Annotated in this window: 25 protein-coding genes; all 25 read right to left on the bottom strand. The window is 46.8% G+C overall.

What is annotated here, in order from left to right; translation table 11 throughout:
• Positions 1-72 precede the first annotated feature (72 nt).
• The 25 genes from IGI82_RS00735 to IGI82_RS00615 all read right to left on the bottom strand — a co-directional run bounded on the left by IGI82_RS00735 (position 73) and on the right by IGI82_RS00615 (position 25,846).
• Entirely contained in the window at positions 73-2,535 is a 2,463-nt protein-coding gene (locus tag IGI82_RS00735) for a heavy metal translocating P-type ATPase (protein WP_438841693.1), read from the bottom strand.
• Positions 2,536-2,797: 262 nt separating this feature from the next.
• Complete coding sequence (locus IGI82_RS00730) at positions 2,798-4,234, bottom strand: glycoside hydrolase family 1 protein (protein ID WP_005226667.1); 1,437 nt, start codon at positions 4,232-4,234, stop codon at positions 2,798-2,800.
• Between the two features lie 167 nt (positions 4,235-4,401).
• Positions 4,402-6,168 carry an ABC transporter ATP-binding protein gene (locus tag IGI82_RS00725; protein ID WP_074934300.1) on the bottom strand — a complete coding sequence of 589 codons (1,767 nt, stop codon included), beginning with the start codon at positions 6,166-6,168 and terminating at the stop codon, positions 4,402-4,404.
• The gene (locus IGI82_RS00720; protein WP_005226665.1) at positions 6,134-7,876 is read right to left on the bottom strand and encodes an ABC transporter ATP-binding protein; all 1,743 of its coding nucleotides are present in this window, start codon (positions 7,874-7,876) and stop codon (positions 6,134-6,136) included. The genes IGI82_RS00725 and IGI82_RS00720 overlap by 35 nt, the downstream gene beginning before the upstream one ends.
• Positions 7,873-8,313: a MarR family winged helix-turn-helix transcriptional regulator gene (locus IGI82_RS00715; protein WP_087626720.1), complete on the bottom strand. Its 441-nt coding sequence runs from the start codon at positions 8,311-8,313 to the stop codon at positions 7,873-7,875. Before IGI82_RS00715 ends, IGI82_RS00720 begins: the two co-directional genes overlap by 4 nt.
• A gap of 166 nt (positions 8,314-8,479) precedes the next feature.
• A complete protein-coding gene (locus IGI82_RS00710) occupies positions 8,480-10,231 on the bottom strand; it encodes a hypothetical protein (RefSeq protein ID WP_208770076.1) in 1,752 nt (583 codons plus the stop codon).
• A 165-nt stretch (positions 10,232-10,396) separates the two neighbouring features.
• On the bottom strand, positions 10,397-10,765 hold the full coding sequence (fliS, locus tag IGI82_RS00705; RefSeq protein WP_008376567.1) for a flagellar export chaperone FliS: 369 nt from the start codon (positions 10,763-10,765) through the stop codon (positions 10,397-10,399).
• Between the two features lie 13 nt (positions 10,766-10,778).
• Positions 10,779-11,108 (bottom strand): hypothetical protein, encoded by a 330-nt coding sequence (locus IGI82_RS00700; protein ID WP_413132146.1) that lies wholly within the window; start codon positions 11,106-11,108, stop codon positions 10,779-10,781.
• Positions 11,109-11,182: 74 nt separating this feature from the next.
• Positions 11,183-12,604 (bottom strand): flagellar filament capping protein FliD, encoded by a 1,422-nt coding sequence (gene fliD / locus IGI82_RS00695; RefSeq protein WP_438842592.1) that lies wholly within the window; start codon positions 12,602-12,604, stop codon positions 11,183-11,185.
• A 4-nt stretch (positions 12,605-12,608) separates the two neighbouring features.
• A complete protein-coding gene (locus IGI82_RS00690; RefSeq protein ID WP_128488771.1) occupies positions 12,609-13,022 on the bottom strand; it encodes a flagellar protein FlaG in 414 nt (137 codons plus the stop codon).
• Positions 13,023-13,124: 102 nt separating this feature from the next.
• A complete protein-coding gene (locus IGI82_RS00685; RefSeq protein ID WP_375819240.1) occupies positions 13,125-14,207 on the bottom strand; it encodes a flagellin N-terminal helical domain-containing protein in 1,083 nt (360 codons plus the stop codon).
• 136 nt (positions 14,208-14,343) lie between these two features.
• Positions 14,344-15,264 (bottom strand): flagellar hook-associated protein FlgL, encoded by a 921-nt coding sequence (flgL, locus tag IGI82_RS00680; protein WP_005226641.1) that lies wholly within the window; start codon positions 15,262-15,264, stop codon positions 14,344-14,346.
• A 3-nt stretch (positions 15,265-15,267) separates the two neighbouring features.
• Entirely contained in the window at positions 15,268-16,791 is a 1,524-nt protein-coding gene (gene flgK, locus IGI82_RS00675) for a flagellar hook-associated protein FlgK (RefSeq protein ID WP_438841692.1), read from the bottom strand.
• An 11-nt stretch (positions 16,792-16,802) separates the two neighbouring features.
• Positions 16,803-17,159, bottom strand: coding sequence for a hypothetical protein (locus IGI82_RS00670; protein WP_074535616.1), 357 nt, complete (start codon positions 17,157-17,159; stop codon positions 16,803-16,805).
• Positions 17,160-17,435: a flagellar biosynthesis anti-sigma factor FlgM gene (flgM, locus tag IGI82_RS00665; protein ID WP_005226638.1), complete on the bottom strand. Its 276-nt coding sequence runs from the start codon at positions 17,433-17,435 to the stop codon at positions 17,160-17,162.
• A 95-nt stretch (positions 17,436-17,530) separates the two neighbouring features.
• The gene (gene fliY, locus IGI82_RS00660) at positions 17,531-18,589 is read right to left on the bottom strand and encodes a flagellar motor switch phosphatase FliY (protein ID WP_005226637.1); all 1,059 of its coding nucleotides are present in this window, start codon (positions 18,587-18,589) and stop codon (positions 17,531-17,533) included.
• A complete protein-coding gene (gene fliM, locus IGI82_RS00655) occupies positions 18,586-19,596 on the bottom strand; it encodes a flagellar motor switch protein FliM (RefSeq protein WP_438841691.1) in 1,011 nt (336 codons plus the stop codon). Before fliM ends, fliY begins: the two co-directional genes overlap by 4 nt.
• A 17-nt stretch (positions 19,597-19,613) precedes the next feature.
• On the bottom strand, positions 19,614-20,003 hold the full coding sequence (locus IGI82_RS00650; RefSeq protein WP_005226635.1) for a chemotaxis protein CheW: 390 nt from the start codon (positions 20,001-20,003) through the stop codon (positions 19,614-19,616).
• Between the two features lie 19 nt (positions 20,004-20,022).
• Entirely contained in the window at positions 20,023-20,385 is a 363-nt protein-coding gene (locus IGI82_RS00645) for a response regulator (protein ID WP_003129084.1), read from the bottom strand.
• Positions 20,386-20,399: 14 nt separating this feature from the next.
• A complete protein-coding gene (locus IGI82_RS00640; RefSeq protein WP_005226634.1) occupies positions 20,400-20,987 on the bottom strand; it encodes a chemotaxis protein CheC in 588 nt (195 codons plus the stop codon).
• The gene (locus tag IGI82_RS00635; RefSeq protein WP_010748546.1) at positions 20,984-23,035 is read right to left on the bottom strand and encodes a chemotaxis protein CheA; all 2,052 of its coding nucleotides are present in this window, start codon (positions 23,033-23,035) and stop codon (positions 20,984-20,986) included. Before IGI82_RS00635 ends, IGI82_RS00640 begins: the two co-directional genes overlap by 4 nt.
• A gap of 21 nt (positions 23,036-23,056) precedes the next feature.
• On the bottom strand, positions 23,057-23,830 hold the full coding sequence (locus IGI82_RS00630; RefSeq protein ID WP_128488763.1) for a CheR family methyltransferase: 774 nt from the start codon (positions 23,828-23,830) through the stop codon (positions 23,057-23,059).
• A gap of 5 nt (positions 23,831-23,835) precedes the next feature.
• Positions 23,836-24,846 carry a protein-glutamate methylesterase/protein-glutamine glutaminase gene (locus IGI82_RS00625; protein WP_016609024.1) on the bottom strand — a complete coding sequence of 337 codons (1,011 nt, stop codon included), beginning with the start codon at positions 24,844-24,846 and terminating at the stop codon, positions 23,836-23,838.
• A 15-nt stretch (positions 24,847-24,861) separates the two neighbouring features.
• Positions 24,862-25,371, bottom strand: a complete 510-nt coding sequence (locus tag IGI82_RS00620) for a chemotaxis protein CheD (RefSeq protein WP_005226629.1) — start codon at positions 25,369-25,371, stop codon at positions 24,862-24,864.
• Positions 25,343-25,846 (bottom strand): chemotaxis protein CheW, encoded by a 504-nt coding sequence (locus IGI82_RS00615; RefSeq protein ID WP_010748543.1) that lies wholly within the window; start codon positions 25,844-25,846, stop codon positions 25,343-25,345. The genes IGI82_RS00620 and IGI82_RS00615 overlap by 29 nt, the downstream gene beginning before the upstream one ends.
• Positions 25,847-25,863: the final 17 nt, after the last annotated feature.

Here is a 25,863-nt window from a genome sequence, read left to right as displayed (position 1 = left end):
AAGACCTGCCCACGGTTTCTTATGGAAGAAAACCGTAGGCAGGTCTTTTTGTTGGTGCATTCGTTGCTTCGTTTATTTTTTCGCTGAGGGTTGGAATCGTTTCAGCCGCAAGGCATTTAATAAAACGGATACCGAACTGAAGCTCATGGCCGCCCCAGCGATCATTGGATTGAGCAAGGGGCCACCGAAAAGATGCAGCACACCCATTGCGACAGGGATGCCTAAGACGTTATAAGCAAAAGCCCAGAAAAGATTTTCTTTGATGTTTTTGATGGTTGCCCGACTTAACTCGATCGCTGATGGGACGTCCATCAGATCGCTGCGCATCAGTACGATGTCTGCCGATTCGATGGCGACATCGGTACCAGAGCCGATCGCGATCCCTACATCGGCTTGGGCTAACGCGGGCGCATCATTGATCCCGTCACCTACCATCGCAACCTTTTGGCCTTTGGCTTGCAGGCCGGCTACTTTGGCGGCTTTATCTTCTGGCAAGACGTCACTGATTACTTCATCGATACCGACTTGTTTGGCGATGGCTTGGGCTGTCCGAGCATTGTCGCCAGTGATCATTGCTACGTACAAGCCCATTTGATGCAACCGTTCAATGGCTTTTCGACTGCTTTCTTTGATAGTATCTGCCACAGCGATGATCCCGATCGCTTCGCCGTCTTTGGCAACATACATCGGTGTTTTCCCTTCGTGAGCCAATTGTTGGGCTTGCTCGATCAGGCCATCGATGGCAACGTTTTGTTTTTCCAACCATTTCTGGTTGCCTAATAGGACTGGACTGCCAGCGATCGTTCCTTGAATCCCATGCCCTGGGATCGCTTCAAACCCGTCAACTTCTTGTAGGGCGAGAGCTTGCGTGCGGGCTTCGATCACAATCGCTTCGCCTAATGGATGTTCTGAGCCTTTTTCAACAGAAGCCGCCAGCTGCAGCAATTCCGTCGGCGTGTGATTGCCTGCAGGTAGGAGATCGGTTACGACTGGTTTGCCTTCTGTGATCGTGCCGGTTTTATCAAAGACGATCGTCGTCACGTTTCTAGCTGTTTCTAACGCATCGCCGCTTTTGATCAAGACGCCATTTTCTGCCCCTTTGCCCGCACCCACCATGATGGCGGTCGGTGTCGCTAATCCTAAGGCACACGGACAGGCAATCACTAATACAGAGATCGTAATGGTCAATGAGAAGATCCAGGTTTCTTGTCCTAAGAAAAACCAGGCAAGTCCTGCAAAAACCGCCAAGACCATGACGATCGGGACAAACACACCCGAAACTTTGTCAGCCATGCGGGCAATCGGCGCTTTGGATCCTTGGGCATTTTCTACTAACTGAATGATTTGCGCTAACGTTGAATCTTCTCCCACATTGGTGGCTTCATATTGAAAGGAGCCGTTTTTGTTGATACTGGCGCCGATCACCCGATCACCGACTTGTTTTTCGATAGGTAAGCTTTCTCCAGTGATCATTGATTCATCGATGGCAGAGCGCCCTTGGGTAACGATCCCATCCACAGGAATCTTCTCACCAGGTCGTACGACTAAGATATCGCCAGCTGCGACTTCTTCAATACCCACTTCGACTTCTTCGGCTTGATTCCCGCTGCCGCGAAGCACGCGGGCTTTTTTCGGTGCGAGATCCAACAACTTCTTGATGGCTTCGGAGGTTTTGCCCTTTGAGACCGACTCAAGGTATTTTCCTAAGGTCACTAATGCCAAAATAACGGCGGCCGTTTCATAGTACAAGTGCATCGCATAGTGGGTCGTGCCCAGGTAGACCATCACGGTCCCATAAATACTATAAAAGAAGGCAGCACTGGTTCCCAATGCGACGAGGGAATCCATGTTAGGATGGCCTTTCCAAAGCGCTTTGAAACCAGCAATGTAAAAGGCGCGACCGAGGACCATCACCGGTAAGACTAAAATCAATTGAGTGGTAACGAAATTGACTGGATAGGCCATTGGATCTAAAAAGCCAGGGATCGGCAAACCGATCATTTCCCCCATCGTCAAATAGAACAAGGGGATCGTAAAGAGCGCTGAAAGCCAAAACCGTTGCCATAGAGCAAGAATCTCTGCCTGTTTTGAATCCGCCTTGTCGGCAGAAGCGGTCGGCAGCTGTGCATCATAGCCCGCCTCTTTCACGGCAGCTGCGATCTTCGCAGCGGTCACTTGATCTTGTTGATAGCTGACCGTCAGTTTTTCTGTTGCCAGATTGACGGAGGCTTGCTCCACACCCGCTAATTTTTGGACAGCTTTTTCTACTGTTTGGGCACAAGACGCACAGGTCATGCCCGAGATGGCAAAGGTCTCTTGTCTTTGGGAGCCGATCAGTTGATAGCCCGCTGCTTTTATGGCCGCAGCGAGTGTTTCTTCGGTGAGCTGCTGCTCATCATAACGAATATGTAATTTTTCAGTAGCCAAATTGACAGCTGCTTGGTCGACCCCCGCCAGCTTGCTGACTGTTTTTTCGACGGTCTGGGAACAAGACGCACAGGTCATCCCTTTTACCCCATAATTCTTTTCGATCATTATTTCCTTCCTCCTTGCTTGCTATGCAAACCCATTAACCTTTTATGTTTACAGTTGTAATCTTCTTCTACTTTACAATTATCGTTTACACTTGTCAACGATAATACTCAAAAAAAGGACGTTCTCCTTTGAAGCGGCCCAAAACGCGAGACTTTTGGTCTACCTTTGGGCGATCGCTACAGGTGGAACGTACTTTTTTCTAAGAAACGATCACTGCCGTTGCAGGGGTCGTTTCGCTTATTCAGGTATTGGTTTTAGGAGGCTAGCACTCTTGCCCGTTGGTTTTGATCAGCTCTTGGTACCAGTAGAAGCTGTCTTTCTTGTAGCGTGCCAAAGATCCTTCTTGCGTTTCATCTTGGTCGACATAGACAAAGCCATAGCGTTTTTGGTAGCCGTTCAACCAGCTTAGCAAATCAGTGAAGGACCAGGTGCAATAGCCAAGAACTTCCGCGCCGTCGCTGATCGCTTCTTTGATGGCATGGACATGCCCTGCTAAATAATCGATGCGGTATTGGTCATGGATTTGATGATCGTCGGTTAGTTTGTCGTATTCACCAAGTCCGTTTTCCGTAATGATCACAGGCACCCGATAACGGCTAGTGATTCGTCGTAAAGCGATCCGCAGCCCTTGAGGATCGATCTCCCAATCCCAATTCGTCCGTTCCACAAATGGATTTTCGGCTTTTTTGAACATTCCTGGTGTACCGGTTTCTTCGGAGCTGCCTTTTTTCCCAGTGGTGTTCATTTTCCCCGCACCGACACCATCTAATGGATTGTAGGCATTTGTTGCTGTTTGGTAATAGTTGATCCCTAAGAAATCTGGTTTTGCTGAACGCAGCAAGTCCATATCTCCTGGTTCAATCGTTGGTGCGATCCCTTGCTCTTTCAAGTAATTCATTGCCGCAATCGGGTATTCGCCCCATAGATAGACGTCTAACCAATAATGCGCCATCAAGTCTTCCGCGTTTTCAGCTGCCAAAATATTTTTCGGGTCGCTGTTGATTGGGTAGTTTGGTGAGTAGGCGAAACTTGGTCCGATTTTCCCTGGGATTTTCATCTCATGGAACTTGTTGATCACCGAGGCATTCGCCAAGTTAGCGATATGATTGACTTCATACATCCGTTTAGGATCGGTCACTCCTGGTGGATGGGCAGCTAAAAGATAGCCTAACGAAGTAAAGATATTTTGTTCATTCAAGCTGACCCAATAGTGGACTTTGCCGCGAAAGGCTTCAAACAATACAGCTGCATAGTTGGTGAAATCTTCAATGATTTTGCGAGATTCCCAGCCACCGTATTCTTCTTGCAAAGCTCGTGGCAGATCCCAATGGTACAAGGTCACCATCGGTTCGATCCCTGCTTTTATCAGTTCATCGATCAATGCTAAATAAAAGTCTAACCCTGCTTGATTGACTTCTCCTCGTCCTTCTGGAAAAATCCGTGTCCAAGCAATGGAAAAACGATAGGTTTTCAATCCTTGTTCTTTCATCAAGGCAACATCTTCTTTGAAGCGGTGGTAATGGTCGACCGCGACATCTCCGTTAGTTGCTTTAAAGGTTTTTCCGGGAATGCGGACAAAATCGTCCCAAACCGAAGCGCCTTTGCCGTCTTCTTGCCATGCGCCTTCTACTTGATAGGCTGCTGATGCTGAACCCCATAAAAAATCATTGGGGAATTCTTTTAGTTGTTTATGATCCAATTGTTTCCCTTCTTTCTGTTTGATGATACCCCTTTCTTAAGTATACCGATAATTGCCTGATTTGTCATAAGAAGATTTTGTACCTATGCCAAGAAAGTCGATGGCACGCAAAAAACATCCTTGCAAGCAGTGGCGTTCTCCTTGCAAGGATGTGGACTAGCTATGGATCATGCATCAAATTGTGCCTGATAGAGTGCGGCGTAACGCCCCTCTTTGGCTAATAACTCTTCGTGGGTCCCTTGCTCTACGATATTCCCCTGTTCCACCACGAGGATCGTATCAGCATGTCGAATCGTGGACAAGCGATGGGCGATCACAAAGGAGGTTTTGCCTTTCATCAATTTGGTCATCGCTGCTTGGATCAGCAGCTCTGTTTGCGTGTCGACATTCGATGTGGCTTCATCAAGAATCAACAGATCGGCATCCAACAGCATTGCTCGTGCAATCGTCAACAGCTGTTTTTGCCCTTGTGAGATACCGGTTCCGTCTTCAGAGATCAAAGTATCATAGCCTTTTGGCAGGCTCATAATAAAGTCATGGATATGGGCGGCTTGTGCAGCAGCTTGGACTTCTGCCAACGTCGCATTCGCCTTGCCGTAGGCCAAATTGTCGAAAACCGTTCCCGTGAACAACCAGGTATCTTGCAGCACCATCGCATAGCTTTGCCGTAAGCTGCGGCGTGTCGCTTGGCGGATATTTTTACCGTCTAACCGAATCGCTCCTTGGTCAGGGTCATAAAACCGCATCAAGAGGTTCACGATGGTGGTTTTCCCGGCTCCGGTCGGTCCGACGATCGCGACCAAGCTGCCAGCTGGTACTTGTAGCGAAAGGTCTTTGATGATGGGCTGCTGTGCTTGATAGCCGAAGGTCACATGGTCAAAGGCGACATCACCAGACACCTCGTGGTATTCGTAGGCTCCAGGAACATCAGAAACTTCAGGTTCTTCATCCAGCAAACGGAAGATCCGTTCTGCCGCCGCCAATGCTGATTGCAAATCGCTGAAGATGTTGGCTAACTCATTGATTGGTCCTGAGAATTTTCTGGAGTAAAGAACAAAGGAAGAAACATTCCCTAATGTCAGATGACCGAACAAAAACAGCAAGGCGCCAAACATACTGATCAAGGACAACGACAGATTGTTGATAAAGTTGATGGAAGGACCAGTCATACTGCCGTAGTACTCGGCATTGTAATAGGCATCCACCGCTTCTTGGTTTTTTTCGTCAAAACGGCTGATGATCGCTTCTTCTTGGTTATACAGCTTGATCGTTTGCTGGCCAGAAATAATCTCTTCCACAAAGCCGTTCAGTTCGCCTAATTTGCGAGAACGACGGCGAAACAATGGTTGAAATTTGCTCATCAAAAAGCGGGTCAAAAAGATCGAAGCGGGAACCGTTACGACAAAAATCAGCACCAGCAGCGGCGAAATCAAAACCATCATCACAAACGAACCAATGATCGTCACAAGACTGCTGAGGACTTGAATGGCATCGCTGGCCAATGACGTATTGATGGTATCGACATCATAACTGATGCGGCTGATGATATCCCCAGTGGCGACTCGGTCAAAATACCCAACCGGCAGTTCGGTGATTTTATCAAAAATCGCCTTGCGCATCGCTGCCACCACCCGCTGACTCAAGCGGATCATCATGAGCGAAATCAGATAACTAAGAAGGGAAGACGCAAGATAAAACAGCAGCATCAGCCCACAATAAAAGAAGACTCGGTCAAAAATGACCTTGCCGGGACCCGGTTGAATGGCATCAATGGCGTACCCTGAAAGCAACGGGCCCACCAAGGCGAAAATGTTGCTGGCCATCATCAATACAGCGGCTGCCAGCAGGAGACCTTTGTACTCGTAGAGATAGCCCCACAAACGCCGTAGTGTTTTCTTACTATCCTGCGGTTTTTCCGTTTTTTTCTTCGGCATCGTCGGCACCTCCTGTCTGACCTTGATAAATGGCTTGGTAGATCGCATTTTCTGCTAGTAACTCTTGGTGACTGCCAAAGCCGTTCATTTGCCCGTTTTCCAGTACCAAAATTTTGTCGGCATGCTGGATCGAGCTGATCCGCTGCGCGATCAAGACCGTCGTCGTCTGTTGAAACTGCTGTCTCAGGACCTTGCGCAACTGAGCGTCGGTCCGATAATCCAGCGCACTGGCAGAATCATCCAAAATCAAAATCTCTGGATCCCCCGCCAAGGCCCGCGATAACAAGACCCGCTGCTTTTGACCCCCGCTTAAATTGCTGCCTTTAGCATGCAGTGGATGAGCTAAGCGCTTGGGTAGTTGATTGATAAACTCCTTGGCTTGGGCGCGAGCCGCCGCTTCTTCGATCTGCTCTTTGGAAAACCGCCGGCCAAAGGCGATATTTTCTTCGATCGTTTCCGCAAAAAGCACGTCTTTTTGTAAGACGACACCGAATAACTGATGCAGCTCCGTCGGATCGATGGAGCGAATGTCGCGACCAGCGATGCGAATCATGCCCTTCGTTGGGTCATAGAGCCGCAGCAGTAGTTTGACGATCGTTGATTTTCCACTACCAGTCGCACCGATGATCCCTAAGGTTTCTCCCGGCTGCAAGGAAAAATCGATGTCTTTCAGCACCTGGGTACCGTTAGGATAGGTGAAGGAAACTTTTTCAAAAACGATATGCGCCGACTCTTCTTTGACAGGCGCCTCAATGACTTGCATATTTTGCGGCAGGCGCAAGACGGATTGGATCCGATCGGCAGAAGCCAGCCCCTTCGACACGATCACAAAGATGCGCGTGATACTGAGCATGGCATTCAAAATGATCGTAAAATAAGTCAAAAAGGCGATGATGACGCCTGGTTGGGTCAATCCTTGATTGACGCGAAAGGCACTGACGACGATCACTAGCGTCAGTCCGATATTCAAAAATAGGTCCATCAGGGGCGGTGTTGCAGCCATCGTTCGATTAGCGGTGGTTTCCGCAGCTACTACGTCTTGATTGACGTGGTCAAAGCGCTTTTTCTCGTAATCTGCTTTGGACAAGGCCTTGATCACCCGAGCCCCAGTCACATTTTCACGGACAGTTCGCACCAACACATCCACTTGCTTTTGTAATGAAGCAAACAAGGGGATTCCCCGTTTCGAGATCGTGACTGCCGCCACTAAAGTGAAGGGCAAGACGCCTACTAAGACCAGCGTCAACACGGGATCTAATGTGGCAGTGATCATGATCCCCCCTAATAACAGAATCGGGGCACGAATCCCCATCCGCTGGATCATCCCTACCGTTTGATGGATGTTGTAAGTGTCTGTCGTCAAGCGAGACACCAAGGAAGGGATCCCGACTTCTTCGACTTGCGGAATCGATAGATAGGAAACTTTTTCAAATAAATCATGGCGTATACTGCCGGTGGTATCGCGAGCAACACTGGAGGCCATCCGATTGGCGATGATATTGGTGACGACTGCGATGATGGAGCAGACCACCATCGCCCCACCCCAAGCAAAAATCGCAGATACCTGCTTCGTGGGAATCACAGAATCGATGATGTACGCCAAAATCCAAGGCAATAGCAAGTCCATCAGGGAGCCGAAGAATTTGATACTGACGCCAAGGGAGATGCGGCCGATATAGGGTTTTAAATATTGAGTCAAAAGATTCATTCCATCGCCTCATCTTTCGCTAAAAGCCGCTGGGAATTTTCTTTGACGATTTCCAGATCGGCGATCAACTGCTGCTGTTGGGCAGCAGAAAAACCTGCTACGACTTGTTCATTCCAGCTTTGAAGCAGCTGCTGGATCGCTGGTTGGACGCCGAGTGCTTTTTCGGTTGGATAAACCAGTAATTGTCGTTTGTCGGTGGGACTGCTGGTTCTAGTGACAAATCCTCGTTCTTCTAGGATTGCTAGTTGACGGGCAACATTGCTTTTATTCACAAAAATCTTCTTGGCTAAGGCTTCTTGACTGATCCCCGGTTGGCGGCAAATGTTTAAGATATAGGTATGATGCATCCCACCTAAACCAAATTTTTTCAATTCTTTTTCCCGATAAAGGGTGGCGAGACGGGCAATATGATTGATTGAGCGGATAATGGCTTCCATGAGCACTCCTGCCTTTCTTAGTTCTTCAAAGTGTCTAATCTATTATAAGGAATAATCGTTGCGTGCGCAACGATTATTGTTTCTGACGAAAAGCAACAGGTCCACTGTTGTTGATCAGCAAAAAAAGAACTTCAGCCCTCTCGCTGAAGTTCTTTTCTGATTCATTTTATTCAGATTCTTTCAATAAAGCTTGTACGACCTTACGACGACGGTACAGCTGTCTTGTTTTCCAGCTGATAAAGCCGATGAGTAAAGCGAGCCAAGAAATGATCGTCAGCCATAAAGCTCCGTCGAAAAACCAAGGCGCGTCGTAATCAACGACTAAGACATTCTCCCCTGCTTGCTGTTGGACAGAAACGGCACCAATGGCACTCAAAGAGACATCTTTTTCAGTTAGTGGCTGCTGATTGAGGGTCAATTCAGTATATCGGTAATTGATGATCGGTAACGCCTTCCACGTCTCTTGATCACCTTGCCAACGTAAAGTAAGCTTCCCGTTTTCTACGGTTTTTGCCACGGTATCATTCTTTTCAATGATTTCTTCCCCGTACAAATTGTACTTGTTCTTCTTGGTTTCTTGATAGAGGGGCAGATAATCTGGCGTAGAACGTTGATACAGCGCTAATGCTAAGGACTTGTCGTTACTAAAATAGGCTTCCTTCAATTGCGCTTCAGATTCCGCCGACAGATAGGTGTGGTTTCGCAGTGAAACCGCAGCTTCATCGGAGTGCCAGTCCTGCATTTTGACCGTGTTTTGGATCAGGATTTGACCAACACTCAAGACTAAAACGAGGACAAACCAACGCGGATTTGCCAATGGCTTGCCCCGATAATAAGGAACTAGCAGGCACAAACCGACTAAGATCAAAATCGTGGCAGGAACAAAGAACCGAAAAGGAAATTGCAGTAAATTGATTACACCATTGTCCAGACTGCCTAGCCATTGCCAAGGAACAGCGTTCGATGATAAAACGAAAAAGACTGCTGCAGCTGCCGTCATTAATTTGAAGCCGCCAGATAGACGTGGCCACACACGGATCGCACCACAAAAGAACAAAGCACATAAGATGGGCAGCAGGTACGGAGTCGTCCACCAATAGCTGCTGGTTCCAGTAATGGTATTGTTCTGCATGTTGCGATTCACAAAAGGCGCGATCAAGGTGTTACTCGTATAAAGATCCAACATCCCTAACCAAATATTGGCGGTCAGTAGCAAGAAGATCCCGATCGCTCCTGCTAAGCGCAGCACCAATTGTCGTTTTTCTTCGCCAGAAGTCCCAACAAAAAAGGCGCGTAAGAAAAAGGGCACGTATAAGAACACTAACAAGATGCTTGAAAACACATGGATTTGAAATAAGACCGCCACGGAAACCCCTACCGCAAAAGGCCGTAACCGTTTATGTTCCCCTAGTGCGATCAGTGGAATCAGGCACAGCGGCAGCACAGCCGCCCCCCAAGCAGAAAAGCCCTGTCGCTCAATCCAATACTGGACAGAATAGGTCGCCATAAACAGGACGCTCATCCCCACTGACAGCCAACCATTGACTCGTAATTTCTTTAATAAGCCAAACATCGAAAACCCTGCTAACAAATAGAGCAGCCCGTTGGCGAGCAGCTGGTAGGAAAACCACGAAGGACTCAGCAAGACCAGCAGTCCTTGGAAATAGGCAAAAAAGGGCCCGTATAATGCATTGACGATACGAGCAGATTGCTGAAACCCGTAGATAGAAAGAAAATATTGAAAATTGCCCTCTTTGATCTGCTGGCTGGTCTCATAAAAGCGATTGAAGTGAAAGACCACATCAGAGCCCAAAATCATGCCTTGGCCTAAAATCTGCGGCAATAAAAAAACACCACTCATTGCAATCAGAATCACCACTTGCCAGAAAAGCGGCTTTTGTACTATTTTTTGTTTCAAAAAAAAACCTCCTTGCACCTTTTCGGTACGCTCATAAAAAGAGTACCAGATAGGGACGAGGAGGGGAAAAAGAAAGCTTAGTGAAAAGGGATACATGGTAAAAATTTAACCAATTACTAAACTTTTCTAGGTTTTAGGTGGTCATTTCTTTGCTTTTTCTCAAATTTATTGGGTGATCGTTTGCCAACTTTCCAGTAGTTCGCTTAAAAGTGGGACGACCGTTTCTGCAGGGGCTGCCTCTTTTTGGACATTGGCACTGACTAGCTGATCGTACATATAGCCATACAGCTGATCGAGATCTTCAGCAATAGCGCCGCCTTGCTCACGGTCTAAAGAGACCCGTAATTCCAATAAAATATTCTGCGCCTTGACAAATTGCTGATGAGCTTGGCTCAACTCTTCTTTTTCCAATGCGATCACTGCTAATTTGATATTTTTGATCGCTGCTTGCAACAGCATTTCAATCAGTTTGTTGGGGGAGGCACTCATTACTTGGTTCTGCAAATAGTTGTTTTGCATTTTTTGATAATTCATCTTTTTTTCCTCACTATAAATCAAATTCGACGAAGGCGGCACTGTCTTCTTGCTGCAAATACGTTTTGACAAGATTGTTTTTGCGGTTCAAACGCCCCAATTCTTGTTTAATCTCTTGCTGCTGGGCTTTGACTTGGTCTAAGAACGCTTGATACGCTTGGATCACTTGTTGCGCCAATACACTGGTTTGTGGACTATGGCTCTGTGCTTCTGCTTGCATGGCTGCTATGACCGCTGCATTGGCTGCCATCAAACGACCGGCTTCTTCGCTGTCGCCGCGCCATTGGGCAAAACCAGTTAAGATCTGATTCAAACGTTCATCTAATGATACGTGTGGCTCCATAGGTTGTTTCCTTTCATGTTGACGAGGGTTTCTTATGCGAATGAAAAAATGACTGCTTTAATCGGCTATCTAGCCTAGTTTGACGTATTGGCAAACTGATTACTTAGGTAGCTCAGCTGATTTTCAGCCTCCATCATCACGGAGTCTAACTTGGTAAACATTGTGATGTAACGCTCTTTTTTCATTGCCAAAATATCATCAAACCGTGTGATCTGCTTGTTTAAATCCTTGATGGTACTGTCATAGGTCGCAGATTTGGTGGCAATGATCCCTTTATTGGCTGAAGTATTGACGACATAGCTGTTGGCTAATTCTTTTAGGGCTAGTGTATAGCCAGTCTCTTTCGTGCTCGCAGTGCCATCGGCTTCTTTAGTTTTCGTACTTGCATAAAAGAAGGACTTCACAGCAGCGGGATCTTCCGCTAAGGCTTCTTTTAACTTTGTCGTATCCAGTCCCAATGTACCATCATTATCAACGGTGGAGATGCCTAGCTTATTGGCGGTCAGCTTTGAGCCGCTGACGGCTGGAATGGTGATCAAATTTCGCAATTGGGTCTGTAGACGAGTCAACGCACTGTCTCCCACCAAGGTCCCCGTCTTGTTGTTTTCACTACTAGGATCTCCCACGGTCAAATTGTCGCCGATAAAACTCATCAAGCTATTGTATTGATCCACTAATCCTTGCACTGCATCAACGACTTTCGAGGTATCATTGGCTAAAGAAAGCGTCACATGCTCCTCGCTTTTTTTCGCTAACGTCAGCGTGACACCATCGATAACATCCGTCACACTGTTGCTGTCGCGAATGATCTTCATGCCATCTAGCTCAAAAATAGCCGGTTGGCCTTGCGTCGTTGTCGCAGTTGAACCGATCCCTAACCCTTCGGCGGCATTGCCGTCGATCAAGAAATTTTTGTCGCCCATTTTGGTATTCGTTAAAATCAAACGGTTATCCACGATGCTCGCCGCGACGAAGGTCGTCTTGCTTTGGCTATTGATCTTGGCTGCCACATCTTTTAAGCTATCTTCGGCCGTGATCTCGATCGAAGCGGTGATCGGTTTGCCATCTTCATCGACTTCCGAACTGGTCAATGACAGCTGACCACTGACATTTAGGGCCGTTTTGCTGCTTTGAGCTAATTGACTCCCCGTCACCTTCGTGGCTGTTGCTAGTTGGTTGACTTTTAGATCATAGGTGCCTTCTGGAGCTTCCGTTGTTCCTGCAATTGAAGCGATGCTGCTATTGGTGGTCGTCGCTTTTTTCGTTTGATAAGCATCATCTTTTTGTAATGCATCGACTTTTGACAAAAAGTTAGTCAAGCGAGTGCTGATATCACTCCACGCCGTTTTTTGTGCTTTAAGCGACGTGATTTTATTCTCAGCGCGGGTCTTGTTGATCGCATCTGCCGCCAATAATTTTTCAATATCTTCTGAAGTCACGCCAGAATAACTCCCTAGCGTTGTACTGATTCCTGAACTGCTGGTTACACTTGCCATGTTTTCATCCCTTTCGATCGACCGCGATGCCCATGTCATCCCATATTTTCCCAATCACGTCTAGCATGTTGGCGGGCGGGATCTCTTTGATCACTTCGTTGGTCTGCATATCCACTAAACGCACCATCGTACGCCCTGTGCGCTCATGTACTTCATAAGCCAATTTCATATCTTTGCCAAGTAGTCGCTGATTCACTTCCTCCACGGAGGATGCGATCTTGTGCTGATCGGCTACTGAAAAATAGTGGATCGGCGGTTCAGTGGCCACTGTCTGTTCCTTTTTCTCCGCCAGTTTCCCCTCTTGGTGTTGCGGCTGAAGGTTGGCGTTCTCTTGATCTAGGGATTCGATCGGACGTGCTTTAGCGACCGACGCAACGGCTTCGATCGGGTGTATTCCTGACATTGGCTGAATATCCATCAGAGCTTCCTCATTTCTAAGCGTTTTTGTGCTGCTATGTAAAACACAAGAACTGCGCTTCCCCTAGGCAGTCCTTGTGTCAGTGGTTCACTTGATCAAAAATTATCCTTGTAACAAGCTCAATACGCTGTTAGGCATTGAGTTTGCTTGTGCCAACATTGAAGTTGCTGCTTGAGAAAGGATGTTGCTCTTCGTAAAGCTCATCATTTCTTGCGCCATATCAACGTCACGGATACGTGAGTTTGCTTCAGATAGGTTTTCTTGCGTTGTACCTAAGTTGTTGATTGTGTGTTCTAGACGGTTTTGCGCCGCACCAAGATCCGCACGTTGTGCAGAAACTGCTTTGATCGCTTCATCGATTTTTGTGATTGGGTTGTTTTCAACGCTGACAGTTGCCGCTGCTGCTTTGCCTTCATCAGAAGCGGTAAATGTTGCTAAAGCATCATCGTATGTTTTTTGAGCTGTTGCTTTTGCTGTATCATCAGCTGCAGATTCGATGGCTGTTTTTAATTCAGCAACTGTTTTACCAGCAGCCGCATCAACTGTGCCGTCCGCTGCATATTTTGTTGTAGCATCTGCTTTGAAGGCAGTCGCTACTGCTTTATCTTTTGCTGCAGCAACAGCTTTAGCATCGCTTGTATCAATGGCTTGTGTTAAATCTAAGCCTTTTACTTTCAATGCAGATGAGCTCATGTTGTTGATTGAAACGCTCATTGTTTGGTTTGCGTTGGCACCGATTTGGAAAGTGAATGATTTCGCATCATCGCCTTCACCAGTTAACAAGCTTTTTGTATTGAATTCAGTGGTATTGCTGATACGGTCGATTTCATCAGACAATGCGGTGTATTCTTTGTTGATCGCACTGCGGTCGTCATCACTTAACGTACCGTTTGAACTTTGAACCGCAAGATCACGCATACGGCCTAAGATGCTGTGGGTTTCATTTAATGCACCTTCTGCTGTTTGGATCAATGAAATACCATCTTGTGCGTTGCTTTTTGCTTGTGACAAACCGCCGATTTGGCCTTTCATTTTTTCAGAAATTGCTAAGCCAGCTGCGTCGTCCCCAGCTTTGTTGATGCGTAAGCCTGAAGATAATTTAGACAAAGAATTGCTTTTAGAAGCATTTGCTGCCGTTAGGCGTGAGTAAGTATTCAATGCTGAAACGTTTGTATTGATTCTCATGTGTAGTTCCTCCTAATTTTTATTCGCTAAGGTTTCCCTCTGCTACTATTTATCGGAAGAAACCGTTCAGGGTTAAGCCTTTTTTCTAAAAAAAATAAAAAACTTTTGCTCTCAGCAAAGAACAAAAGTTTTTGGGTTAATTTAAATAATCTAGAATGGACATCTGCATGATCTTTGTTCCCATCGCTAATGTTGAACGGTAGGCAGTCATTTGATTTTGATATTCCATATACTTTTCCGCAATATCGACGTCTTGTTTGTTGGACAGTGTTTCGGTCAAGTTCAGCTTTTCCGTCTCATTTCGATCAGCTGCCGCCTCCAAGCGATTGTAGAGGGTGCCGATCTGCGCCCGTACATTCACCACATTAGTGGCATGCTGGTCATGAGCGGTTAAAAGCTCGCCCCCTAAGGCATCTTTATCATCACTGCGCAATGCAGACAACAAATCATTGAAATAGGTGCTTAAATTTTGGGGATCCGCAGCGGTGCCCGTCTCGTTCATCAGACGATCACCGCTGGCTAACAGATCCACTGAGACCCCATTTGCGATTTCTCGCGGCAAGTCTTCGCTGGTGCCATTGTATTTGATACCGACGATGGCGTCATTTTCTTTGACGATCTCAAAAGGCGCCGTCGTCGTATTCGTTCCGCTAAATAGATAGCGGCCATCAAAGTTGGTGTTTAATGATTCAACGATGCCTTCGATCTCTTGCTCGATCTCTGAACGATTTGCCCCTAATTCCTCACTGCCAGCTGTCGCATTGGCAGAAGATTGAACCAACGAGCGAATCCGCAGCATCGAAGTACTGACGCTTTCTAAAGCAGAATCTTGGGCTTTTGTCCAAGAAATACTGTCTTTGATCGTATTGTTGTAAGTTTTGTTTTGATTTAACGACACATTGAGATCCATGATTTTTGAAACCAGCAGCGGATTATCCGAGGACTTGCTGACTTCTTTCAAGCTCGATAGCTGATTCAACGTGGATTGGACTTTGGAGGCGTTGGTTCCTAGATTTCGTAAAAAATCATTGTAGGTGATTGAATTGGAAATACGCATGGTCTACACTCCTGTTCGATTGATCAATGTGTCTAACATTTCAGAAACGACCGATAATATGCGGGCATTGGCCTGAAATCCTTGTTGGAAACGAATCACATCTGACATTTCTTCATTTAATGAAACCCCAGACACCGATTGATTTTTGTATTCTAGTTGATTCAGCAGCGACAATTGGGCACTGACCGTACTGTCGGCTTGCTGTTTTGAGATCCCGTTTTTGGTGACGATGCTGTTAAAATAACTGCTGACACTCATGCCCGATGCTGCATTAGCAAACGTCAATGTCTCAGAATCAAAAGAAGCGATCGTCTTTTCTGACAACGGGAAATCCAATTTGGCACTGCTGAGTTTCGCCATTGCAGCAGCTCTTGAACCATCTCCTGCTGCATTGCTCGTTCCGCCGGTCACCAGACTTGGGTTATCTAACAGTGCTTGGCTGACCCGAATCGTCGTCGCTGTACCAGTATCATCTTGGCCGATCTCAAATAGACCGCTAGTAGGAGAAGCGCCGCCGGTAAAGACCATGTTCATGGCTTGCGCGATTGTCGTCGTAAAGTTGTTCAATTCCGTCAGGCGACTGCCGATCTCCCCAGATGATGCTTGCAGGCCTCCGATCGCGCCTTCTTTGATTGGCAATTCTGTATAGGCGGTTTCGCCATTGTCGGTGGTTTTCGTCAACAAGACGGTTCCAGCTGGATAAGACCCTGTAATGGTTTCGGCAGGATTCAAGGCGTTGCCGTCTTTGGAAACCAAGGCGCCTGTGTCGCTTTGTCCCACCACCACACTAAGGGTATTGCGTTCCTCCGCACTTAAAATCGTCTGTCCGCTCATGGATACAAACCCACGGCCATACTGATCGGTCTTGGTTTCGATCCCTGCTAGACCCGAGAGATCTTTCAACAGACTGTCTCGACGATCTAAAAGATCATTGGGTGTCTCACCACTCGTCGTCAACCCATAGATCTGTTCATTCAAGGATTGCAGCTGTTTGACCTTCTCATTGAAGTCCAGCGCGGATTTTTCGATGGTATCCAGCGTGTCGCTTTGCAGCTGCGTCATTTGTTTGCCCATTTGGTTGATGGTATCGGCAAACGTACTGCTGTTTTCCAGCACAAGGGTCTTAGACGTATCCAGTTCAGGATTGTTGGCTAATGCGGTCCAAGAATCAAACATCGTTGCCAGCTGTTTGGACAGTCCATTGTCAGAAGGCTCATTCATTAAACTTTCCAGCTGTCCTAATATGTCTGCTTTTTGTTCATAATATGTATAGGTAGAATTGGCATTGCGTACTTGTCCAATGACAAAATCATCGACGATCCGTTCGACACTGCCGACTTTCACACCCATACCGATGCTGCCGACACCCGCTAAATGATAAGACGCTTCGGCTTGCAAGTTGACTCGTTGTCTTGAGTAGCCGTCTGTATTGGTATTTGCAATGTTATGGCTGCTGGTTTGCAACGCTGCTTGATTGGCGGTCATGCCCCGGGTTGCGGTGCCTAATGAACCAAATAGTCCTGTCATAGAAGTACTCCTTACATTTTTTGATCGATGATCGCTGTTGAAACAGCTTGTTTTTCTTGGTATTTCGAATACGTATTTGCCGGTGTCTTGATATTTTCTTTGACTGCATCCATCAAAACAGTTTGGAAACTAATGGCTTGCTCCGTCAGCAGGAGATTCTCGGCTTGCTGCACTTGGATCTGGCGGATGAGTTCTTTGATCGCCACTGAAAGAGTTCCTTCATACGTGGAAAAAATGGGTACGAAGGCGGTTTTTTTCTCGACGAGTTCTGGTAATTTTTCTGCTTGATTTTTGATCAAGCAGGTCTTTTCTTTTTGCAGCAACCGCAAGAACTGCTGAAGCTGACGCTCAAATTCCCGTTCTGTCATCTAGTCGACCTGCTTTTCATCTTGTTGCAGCATTTTATCTGCGATCGTTTCGGCAGATACTTGGTAGGTGCCTTCTTTGATCGCTCGTTTCAATTCTGCCACTCGCTCACTGCGACTGGCTGTTTGATTGGCACTCTTTTGAATGGCTTGAGCTGTTTCGGACAATTGAACATCGACGGTTTTTTCTGTCTGAGCAGCAGATGGCTTTTCTTGTTTGACCGCTTCACGTTTGATGGCCTTGTCGCTGTATTCTGCGTAACCTCTTTCGATTTTCATAGGTTCTCCTCCGTTCTCATTCTTCTACCCTCTACTATCGGTCAAATCACAAAAAAGTTAAACCCATATGTTTAACTTTTTGCGATTTCTTCAAATTAATGCAAATTGTGGATGCGTTGTTTTTGCGAAAGAATGTTGGTGATCCGCACACCGAAGTTTTCATTGATGACTACGACTTCCCCAGTGGCGATCAGCTTGCCGTTCAACAAAATCTCTAGCGGTTCATCCGTCAGTTTTTCCAGCTCGATGACGGACCCCGTATTGAAAGATAAAATGTCCTTAATAGTTTTTTTGCTGCGGCCTAACACGACACTTAGATCCAATGGCACATCAAGAATCAAGTCCAAATTATCCCCATCGCTCACACCGCTGGAGGCCAATGTTTGAAACGCAGGTTTGCTGACTTCCACGGGCTTTGATGCAGCCGCTGGTTCTGGCGTAGGCGCAGCAACGGGTGCCGTTGGCTGCGGTGTTGGTGTTTCCCGAGTAACGACAGTCGCTTCGTCTGAGAGCATCGCACTGGCGATATCGTTGACCACAGGATCCGTAAAGATCTGCATGATTTTGCTTTCGATCAGACCTTCGACGCGCAAAGAAAATGAGATACAATAAATCTCTTCCTCTGCCTCGATCCCGCTATACTCAATGTTTTCTGGTGTCTCCCATAGTTTGACGATCGGCGGCAAGATATCCACTTTGCGGCTGATCATCGTTGCCATCGAAGTCGAGGCAGTCCCAATCATTTGGTTCATAGCTTCTGCCACAGCACTTAGCTCTAATTCCGTAAATTGAGTGTTGCTGGTTTCACCAGTTCCACCCATCATCAAATCGGCGATCACGATGGCATCTTTGACTTCTAATAGCATCAAATTACTGCCTAAAAGGCCTTCTTTAAATTCAACTGTCGTCGCTACTTTTGGTGCAACGAGGTCGTTTAAGATCTCACCAAATTTGATTTTAGACACCCGGGGAGTCGTGATGCTGACCCGACGATCAAGAATGGAAGACAACGTCGTCGCTGCTTGCGACATGGAGATATTGCCAACTTCGCCGATAATGTCGACTTTGACTTGCTCTTCTAATCCTTGTGGCTGGGCTGGGGCACTTTGATTCAACAATGCATCGATTTCTGCTTGGGATAAACGTTCACTCATAGTTCTTGCTCCTCTTCTAACTTGTCTAATAATTCAATGGCTAAACGGTCCTCTTGCTTCCCAGGTTTTGCTCGGAAGTAAGGTTTTCCATCGATGAAAGTCTCCAATGGTTCAGTAATTTTTTTGTCTAGTTTGATGACATCGCCTTCTTCTAAGTGGAGAAACTCAGAAAGACTCATTTGAGCATGGCCCAGCAGAACTTCTAAATTCAAACCGACGCTATTCAAACTTTTTTGCAACTCGCGGCTATCGTCTTGGTTGACTGGCTGATTGCTATCAAACCAATTGCGGAAACTTAATTTATCAATGATCCCTTCAAAGAAGACATAAGGGATACATAGATTGATAAAATGTTTCACTTCAAAAATTTTGATAGTAAAGGTCACTAACACGACGGGTTCGTTGGGCGACATGTTTTGCATCAATTGCGGATTCGTATCGATTCCATCCAAAACCGAATCCAAGGCAACGATGTCCTTCCAAACATTTTGGTAGACCCGGACAAATTGTGCCACCACTTCTTCCAAGATTGCTGTTTCAATATCAGTAAAACTTTTTTTCTCGCTAAAATCCATCTCGATCGGCTTGTTTTGATAGACATCCAAGCCGCCGCACAACAATTCCACCAACATCATACACAGTTGTGGATTCATCTCGATCATTTGGATCCCGCTCAAAGGCTGCGAATGAAAGAGCCCCAACAAAGTAAATTTTGGTATCGAATGGATAAATTCGTCATAACTGACTTGTTCGATAGCTGCCAACTGCAAAGAAACATTGGTCCGCAGTTGGGTAGAAAGCATGCTGCTGCTCATCTTCGAGAAATCCTCGAAGATCATGTGCAGGGTATTGACGTATTCTTTCGACAGCTTTGTTGGTCGGCGAAAATCGTAGGCTTTCACTTTGGCTTGTTTGTCTTCTATCTCAATAATTTCTTGATCGATCTCTCCGCTGCTCATCGCATTCAACAATAAATCAATCTCTTGCTGCGTCAATACCTGATCCACACTAATCCCCCATTTTTTTAAAAAATCATGTGATCGATTTGAATCACACTGGCTACTTTTTCACCGATCGTCACGACCCCAACGGCATGTTCTGTCTCTTGATTGCTTAGTTGGATATCGTCTTCGGTGATATCAAGAACTTCAATTACTTCTTCTACGAGGACCCCTTTGGTCTCCTCTTGCTTCTTCATGATCAATATGTTTTTTTCGTAGGCTGGTTCCATGATGGGAATCAATTTTGCCAAACGAATCACCGTTACGACAGACCCCCGCAGATTGATCAACCCTTCCACCCACTCTGGTGCTAAGGGCACCTTCGTAAAAGAAGGGGCATCAATGACCTCGTCCACCGAGTCCGCCGAGATCAAATAGTACTGCTGAGCCATTTTGAAAAGAATCATCTGCATGTCGCTATCCTCCTAGGCATTAGGCAAAGGCTTTGTCGATGGCAGTGATTACGCGGTCCGTGTCAAAGGGCTTCACGATAAAGTCCACCGCACCGGCGCGAATCGCATCCATCACCATTCCTTGTTGTCCCATGGCACTGCACATTACGACTTTGGCCTGCGCATCAAACGTGCGGATCATTTTTAATGCCTCTAAGCCATCCACTTCTGGCATCGTGATATCCATAGTCACTAAGTCTGGTGTCGTTGCTTGGTATTTTTCAAAAGCCTCTTGGCCATTTTGGGCTTCCCCCACGACTTCATAGCCGTTTTTTTCTAAAATATCCTTTAATTTCATGCGCATAAATACCGCATCATCCACGATCAATACTTTTTTTGACATTGTATTTGCCCCTTTCAAATTCCTAATGAATCAAATATGTTTTCTAGTACACCGATTTCTGGAATCAAAAATAACGATGCCTCTAATGTTTCTTTGGCGTAGACGAACTCATTACGGATCACCATCACCTGCTCATCATACTGGGCCATCGCCAAATAGATGGAGCTGATCGCTGCGCCAAAGAAATCATAGCTGGCGCTTGGTAAAGACGCACTCAGCTGGGTTTCCAACAGTTGCCCGATCGCGATCAAAAAAGAATTGGTAAGGATGTTGGTCAACTCGTTGATGACCGATTGCTTCAATTCTTCAGACGGATCGCTTTCTTGGATCATCAACTGACGCAATTTTGCGGCGGATTCATCCGTTAAGACAAACAAGAAGATCCCTCGAAATGCCCCTTCGATCTGGCTCATCACCACATGAACTTCTTTGTCTTCCGCCATGATCTGCTGATACAGGTCCTCATACGCTAGAATCTCGACTTCCGGTACCCGCATATCGATCGGTTGTTGGACGAGCTTTGATAAACTAGTCGCAGCGTGACCACCGCCGATATTGATCAGTTCTTTTAGGCCATCGATCTGCAGCGCTGTATAGCTCATAAGCGGTCATCCTTTTTTTCCTGACAGATGGCATGAATGTCTAGGATCAGTGCGATCGAGCCGTTGCCCATAATCGTTGCTCCTTGATAGCGATTCAGCTTTTGCAGCAATGGATCGATTTTCTTGATGACGATTTCTTGCTGGCCGATCAGCTCATCTGCCAAAATGCCGTGAAATTGCTGGTCATTGTTGACGATGATGGCGAATTTTTTCTCAGATGGATCGCCTTCGATCGCTAAGAGTTGATCGGTCCGAACCAAGGGAATCAACTCCTCTTGAAAACGATAGACCTCATCTGAGACCGTCTGGATGATCTCTTCTTCTTTGACCATCACCACGCGTTCGACGAGATTTAATGGGATCGCAAAGGTTTCTGCTCCGACGCGAACCATCAACGCTTGAATGATCGATAGAGTCAATGGCAATTTGATCACAAACTGCGTGCCTTTATTCGGCTGGCTCTTCATTTCGATCGTGCCCCCTAGTTGGGTGATCTTCGATTGCACGGCATCCATCCCGACACCGCGCCCAGAAATGTTAGTCACTTCTTGCGCCGTTGAAAAACCAGGATGGAAAATCAGCTGCTGCAACGCTTCATCGGAAAGACCTTCCGTTGCTAACCCTTTCTTTTCAGCACTTGCTTTGATTACTTGCGGATCAAGGCCTTTGCCATCATCCTCTAAAGTAATGATTACGCGATTGCCTTCTTGGTAGGCCGCCAAACGAATCGTGCCCTTGCGCGGTTTGCCCAGTTTTTCCCGAACATCGGGTGCTTCGATGCCGTGATCGACAGAATTACGCAACAGATGGACCAGAGGTTCGCTCAACTCAGAAACCACTGTTTTATCCAATTCCGTTTCTTCCCCAAAAATGACAAGTTCCATTTCCTTTTGCAGTTCATTGGATAAGTCCCGAACCATTCGCGGAAAGCGACTGAAGACGACATTGACTTGCTGCATGCGGATCCGCAAGACCAAATCTTGCAGCTCAGAGGTCAATCGTGAAACTTGCTCTAAGGGGTCTTTGACTGCTTCGATGTTTTCCCGCTCACTGACATCTTCTAATTGATTGCGATAGACCACCAATTCGGACACGAGATCCAAGAATGAATCTAAGCGATTCAAGTCGACTCGAATCGATTGATTTTGGGCGGACGCATGATGCGCGGGCGCCGGCGATTTTTCTTTCGTTTCTGTTGTTGCTTGTTGAAGAGCAGAAGTCTCTGACTCTGGGGTCGGCACTGGTTGAAGCAGCTCTTCTGCCTCCTCCAACACAGCAGCTGAAGGATCAAACGGTGCCACCACGAAGGCTTCGATCTCACTGTTGCTGGCGATGTTTTGCTCGACATCAGCCAGTGTTTGCTGCGTCAAATACAGCAGTGAAAAATCTGATTCAAAGGTGCCTTCTTCAAGTGTTTGGGCATCTGGTTCTGTATAGAGAACATCCCCTGCTTGGCCAAGCTTTTCCATGATCAAGAAGGCACGAGCACCTTTTAACATGGATTGGGCATCTAAGCGAACAGCAATTTGGACCGCTTGATAGCCATCTCCAGCCGCTTGCTCGATCACATACAGATCAGAAGGATCGATCTGTTGAAGCTGTGGGGTTAACGCGCCCACTGCGGTGGGGTTTTGGCTTGCTTCTGTCTCGGTTGATATACCGCCAGAATGTTCCGTTTGGTCAAGTTCGGCCAATAAATCGGCAATTTGAGCTGGCTGCAGGTCGCGTTCTTCCCGCAAGTCCTCCACAAGTTCTGACAGGCGATCCAGACATTTGAAAATCAATGAGATCGATTGCTGGGTCACTTGCAAGGTCCCAGTTTTAAATAACTCAAAAATATTTTCCATTTTATGGGTCAGCTGCGTCATGACGTCATAGCCCATCGTTGCCGCCATCCCTTTAAGGGTATGGGCAGAACGGAAAATATCATTCAGCAAGGCGCTATCTTTTGGATCGTTTTCCAATTGCAAGACATGATCATTCAACTGCGCTAAATGATCGTCTGTTTCTTCAAAGAAAAGGGTACGATAGACACTATTGTCATCCAAATGGGTCCCTCCTTTACAAAATTATACTTTTTGATAGATAAACGAATCGATTTTCTTGAGACCGAATTGTTCCGCAAAATTGATCGTTTCTGTCGCTCCCGTAAACAAAATGCCCCCTGGGACCAATGCATCGCTGAATTTTTGATAGACGGCATCCCGAGCATCGCTTTTGAAATAAATCGTCACATTGCGGCAAACGATCACATCAAAAGGCCCATTGTACGGGTCTTTCAAAAGATCGTGTTGCTTAAAATGAACCCGCCGTTTGATTTCCGCTTTGATCTGATACTGGTTCTTTTCTTTTGCATCAAAAAAACGGGTACGTTCTGCCGCTGAGACATTCCGCAATTCATGGTCTCGATAGAGTCCTTGCTTGGCTTTTGCCAAAATTTGCGTATCGATATCGGTAGCCAAGACATTGGCTGCGGCAATTTGGTTTTTTTCTAGCAGCATCGCGATCGTATAGGGTTCTGCCCCAATCGAACATGCGGCACTCCAAATTTTGGGCAGCGTGGTTTTCGGGAGAACAATGGTTTTCAAGACGCGTTCAAAGGCGTCAAACAGTTCTTTGTTGCGATAAAATTCCGTTACGTTAATGGTGATATGGGCTAAAAAAGCCGCCCGCACCCCGTCATCGCCTTCGATCAATTGCTGGTATTCCCTCAACGTTTTTGCCCCGCTGTTTTCCATGATCGTAAGGATGCGGCGCTGCATTTGATTTTCTTTGTATGCGGCTAAGGGAATCCCTAATCGGCGATCCACCCACGCATTAAATAAGGCAAATTCTTCTTCCATCTTCTTCACCTGACCATCTGTGCAATTTTTGCTTCAATGCCCTGCAATGGCAGGACTTCATCCACGACTCCTTGTTCAATGGCATACCGTGGCATCCCAAAGACTGTACACGTTTCTTTGTCTTGAACGATCGTATAGCCCCCAGCCGCTTGGATCTGTCGTAAGCCAGCGGTGCCGTCTTTTCCCATCCCCGTCAAAACCACTGCCGCTAGTTGCGGGCCATAGTAGTCAGCTGCTGAGGAAAAAAGATAATCGACGGTTGGCCGCGTCCCATGCCGTTTTTCTCGCTGGTCCAGCTGCAGGTGCCCTTGTTGGACGGTCATGTGGTAATCCCCTGGACAAAGATACACTTGATTTTCGATCCGCATGCCGTCGACTGCTTCTTGTACTCGAACGGTTGTCTCTGTGTCTAAGCGTTTTGCAAAGGAAGCCGTGAAGCCCGCTGGCATATGCTGAACGATCAAAATCGGGCAACGCAAACGCGCAGGCAGACGGCGAATAATTCCCAGCAAAGCACGGGGTCCGCCTGTTGAAGCACCAATGACTAGCGCATCAAGTGATACCGGCAAGCTGTTTTGTGTCAGCTTAGTGGGCTGGGCAATCGTTGGTACTGGCGGGTGAACCGTACCGACTTCATGATCCATCGCCAAAATCTTTTGATGAAATTCAGCGATCCATTCTTTTTCGATCATCGATAGACTGACGGGTTTTTCTACAAAATCTCGGGCGCCAAGCGCCAATGCCTCAATCGTGGTTTCTTGATTGGTTAATGAACTAAGCATGATGACGGGAATGGCTGATTGCTGTTTCATCCTCCGCAAGGTCTCTAATCCGTTCATCACTGGCATCTCCACATCCATTACTACCAAATCGATCGCTTCTTTGGTCAGATAGTCCAATGCTTGTTTGCCATTGCGGGCAGCGACGGTCACCTCGATATCAGGCAGCTGATTCAATAAATCTGTCACTACTTTCCGCATGAATGCCGAATCATCGACGATCATTACTTTTTTCATGTCCCTGTACTCCTTTTACAAATAAACGATTTCTTGTTTGACTTGCCGAACCATGGTCTTGAAATCCTGAAGATCTACGATCATCGTTCGACCAGCGCTGCCGCCAACATGTTTGGCTACGATCGGAATGTTTAGCCGAGCCAAGACTTCCTCGACGGCTTCAATATTGCGCTGACCAATATTGCTGGCAGCGTTAAGCGTCTGGAACTGAAACATATTGGCGCCGCCAACGATTTTCGCTTGAAAGCGAGGCCGACGGATCTTTTGTTCCAGCTCAGCCACCATCGCTGGCAATGCCAAATCCGCAAACTTCTCGGGCTTGATTTCCCGCTTGTGCAAAAAAGGCTGACTATCTGGCAGCATAATATGACTCAAGCCGCCGATATGACTGGCTTCATCGTAAATGATCGTGCCGATGCAAGAACCTAAACCCACCGTGATCAAACGCGTTGGCGCTTGGGCGATCTTATACTCCGAGATCCCCACATGCAGTTCCTCATTCACGGTCATCATTGTCATGGTCATTGGCGGCTGCCAATTCCTCTGTCTGATAGGCGTCTAACTCCGCCGTCATCTCAGCGGCTTGTTCATAGCTGAAGAGAAACGGCAGCTCCAATGCCAGCACAAGTTCATCGTCTTTTTTCAGAAAGGCTTCGATATAGTTTTGCTTGAGTCCTGATGTATTTAGTTCCGCATTGCTAGGACTTTCAACTAGCGGTAAAATGCCGACGATCTCTTCCACGTATAGGCCGATCGCCTGCTCTTGCCAGTGACACAACAAGACCACATTTTGCCCAGTTTCCGGTGTAAATTCATCAAACAGCTTTTTGCGGATGTCAATGATCGGCACCATCGCCTCTTCAAAAGGCTGGATCCCCAGCACGAAATCCGCCACTTCTGGCAGCTGTGTAAAAGAAGCAGCCTCAATGACCCGTACCACATAGTCGATACGCAAGGCAAAGAGTTGTTGATGACTTTTAAATACAACGTATTGTTCCATTGGCGTCACTGCTCCTT

The organism is Enterococcus sp. AZ067 (assembly GCF_051715005.1).
Classification (GTDB): Bacteria; Bacillota; Bacilli; order Lactobacillales; family Enterococcaceae; genus Enterococcus_D; species Enterococcus_D casseliflavus.
This window is presented reverse-complemented; position numbering and strand designations above follow the sequence as displayed.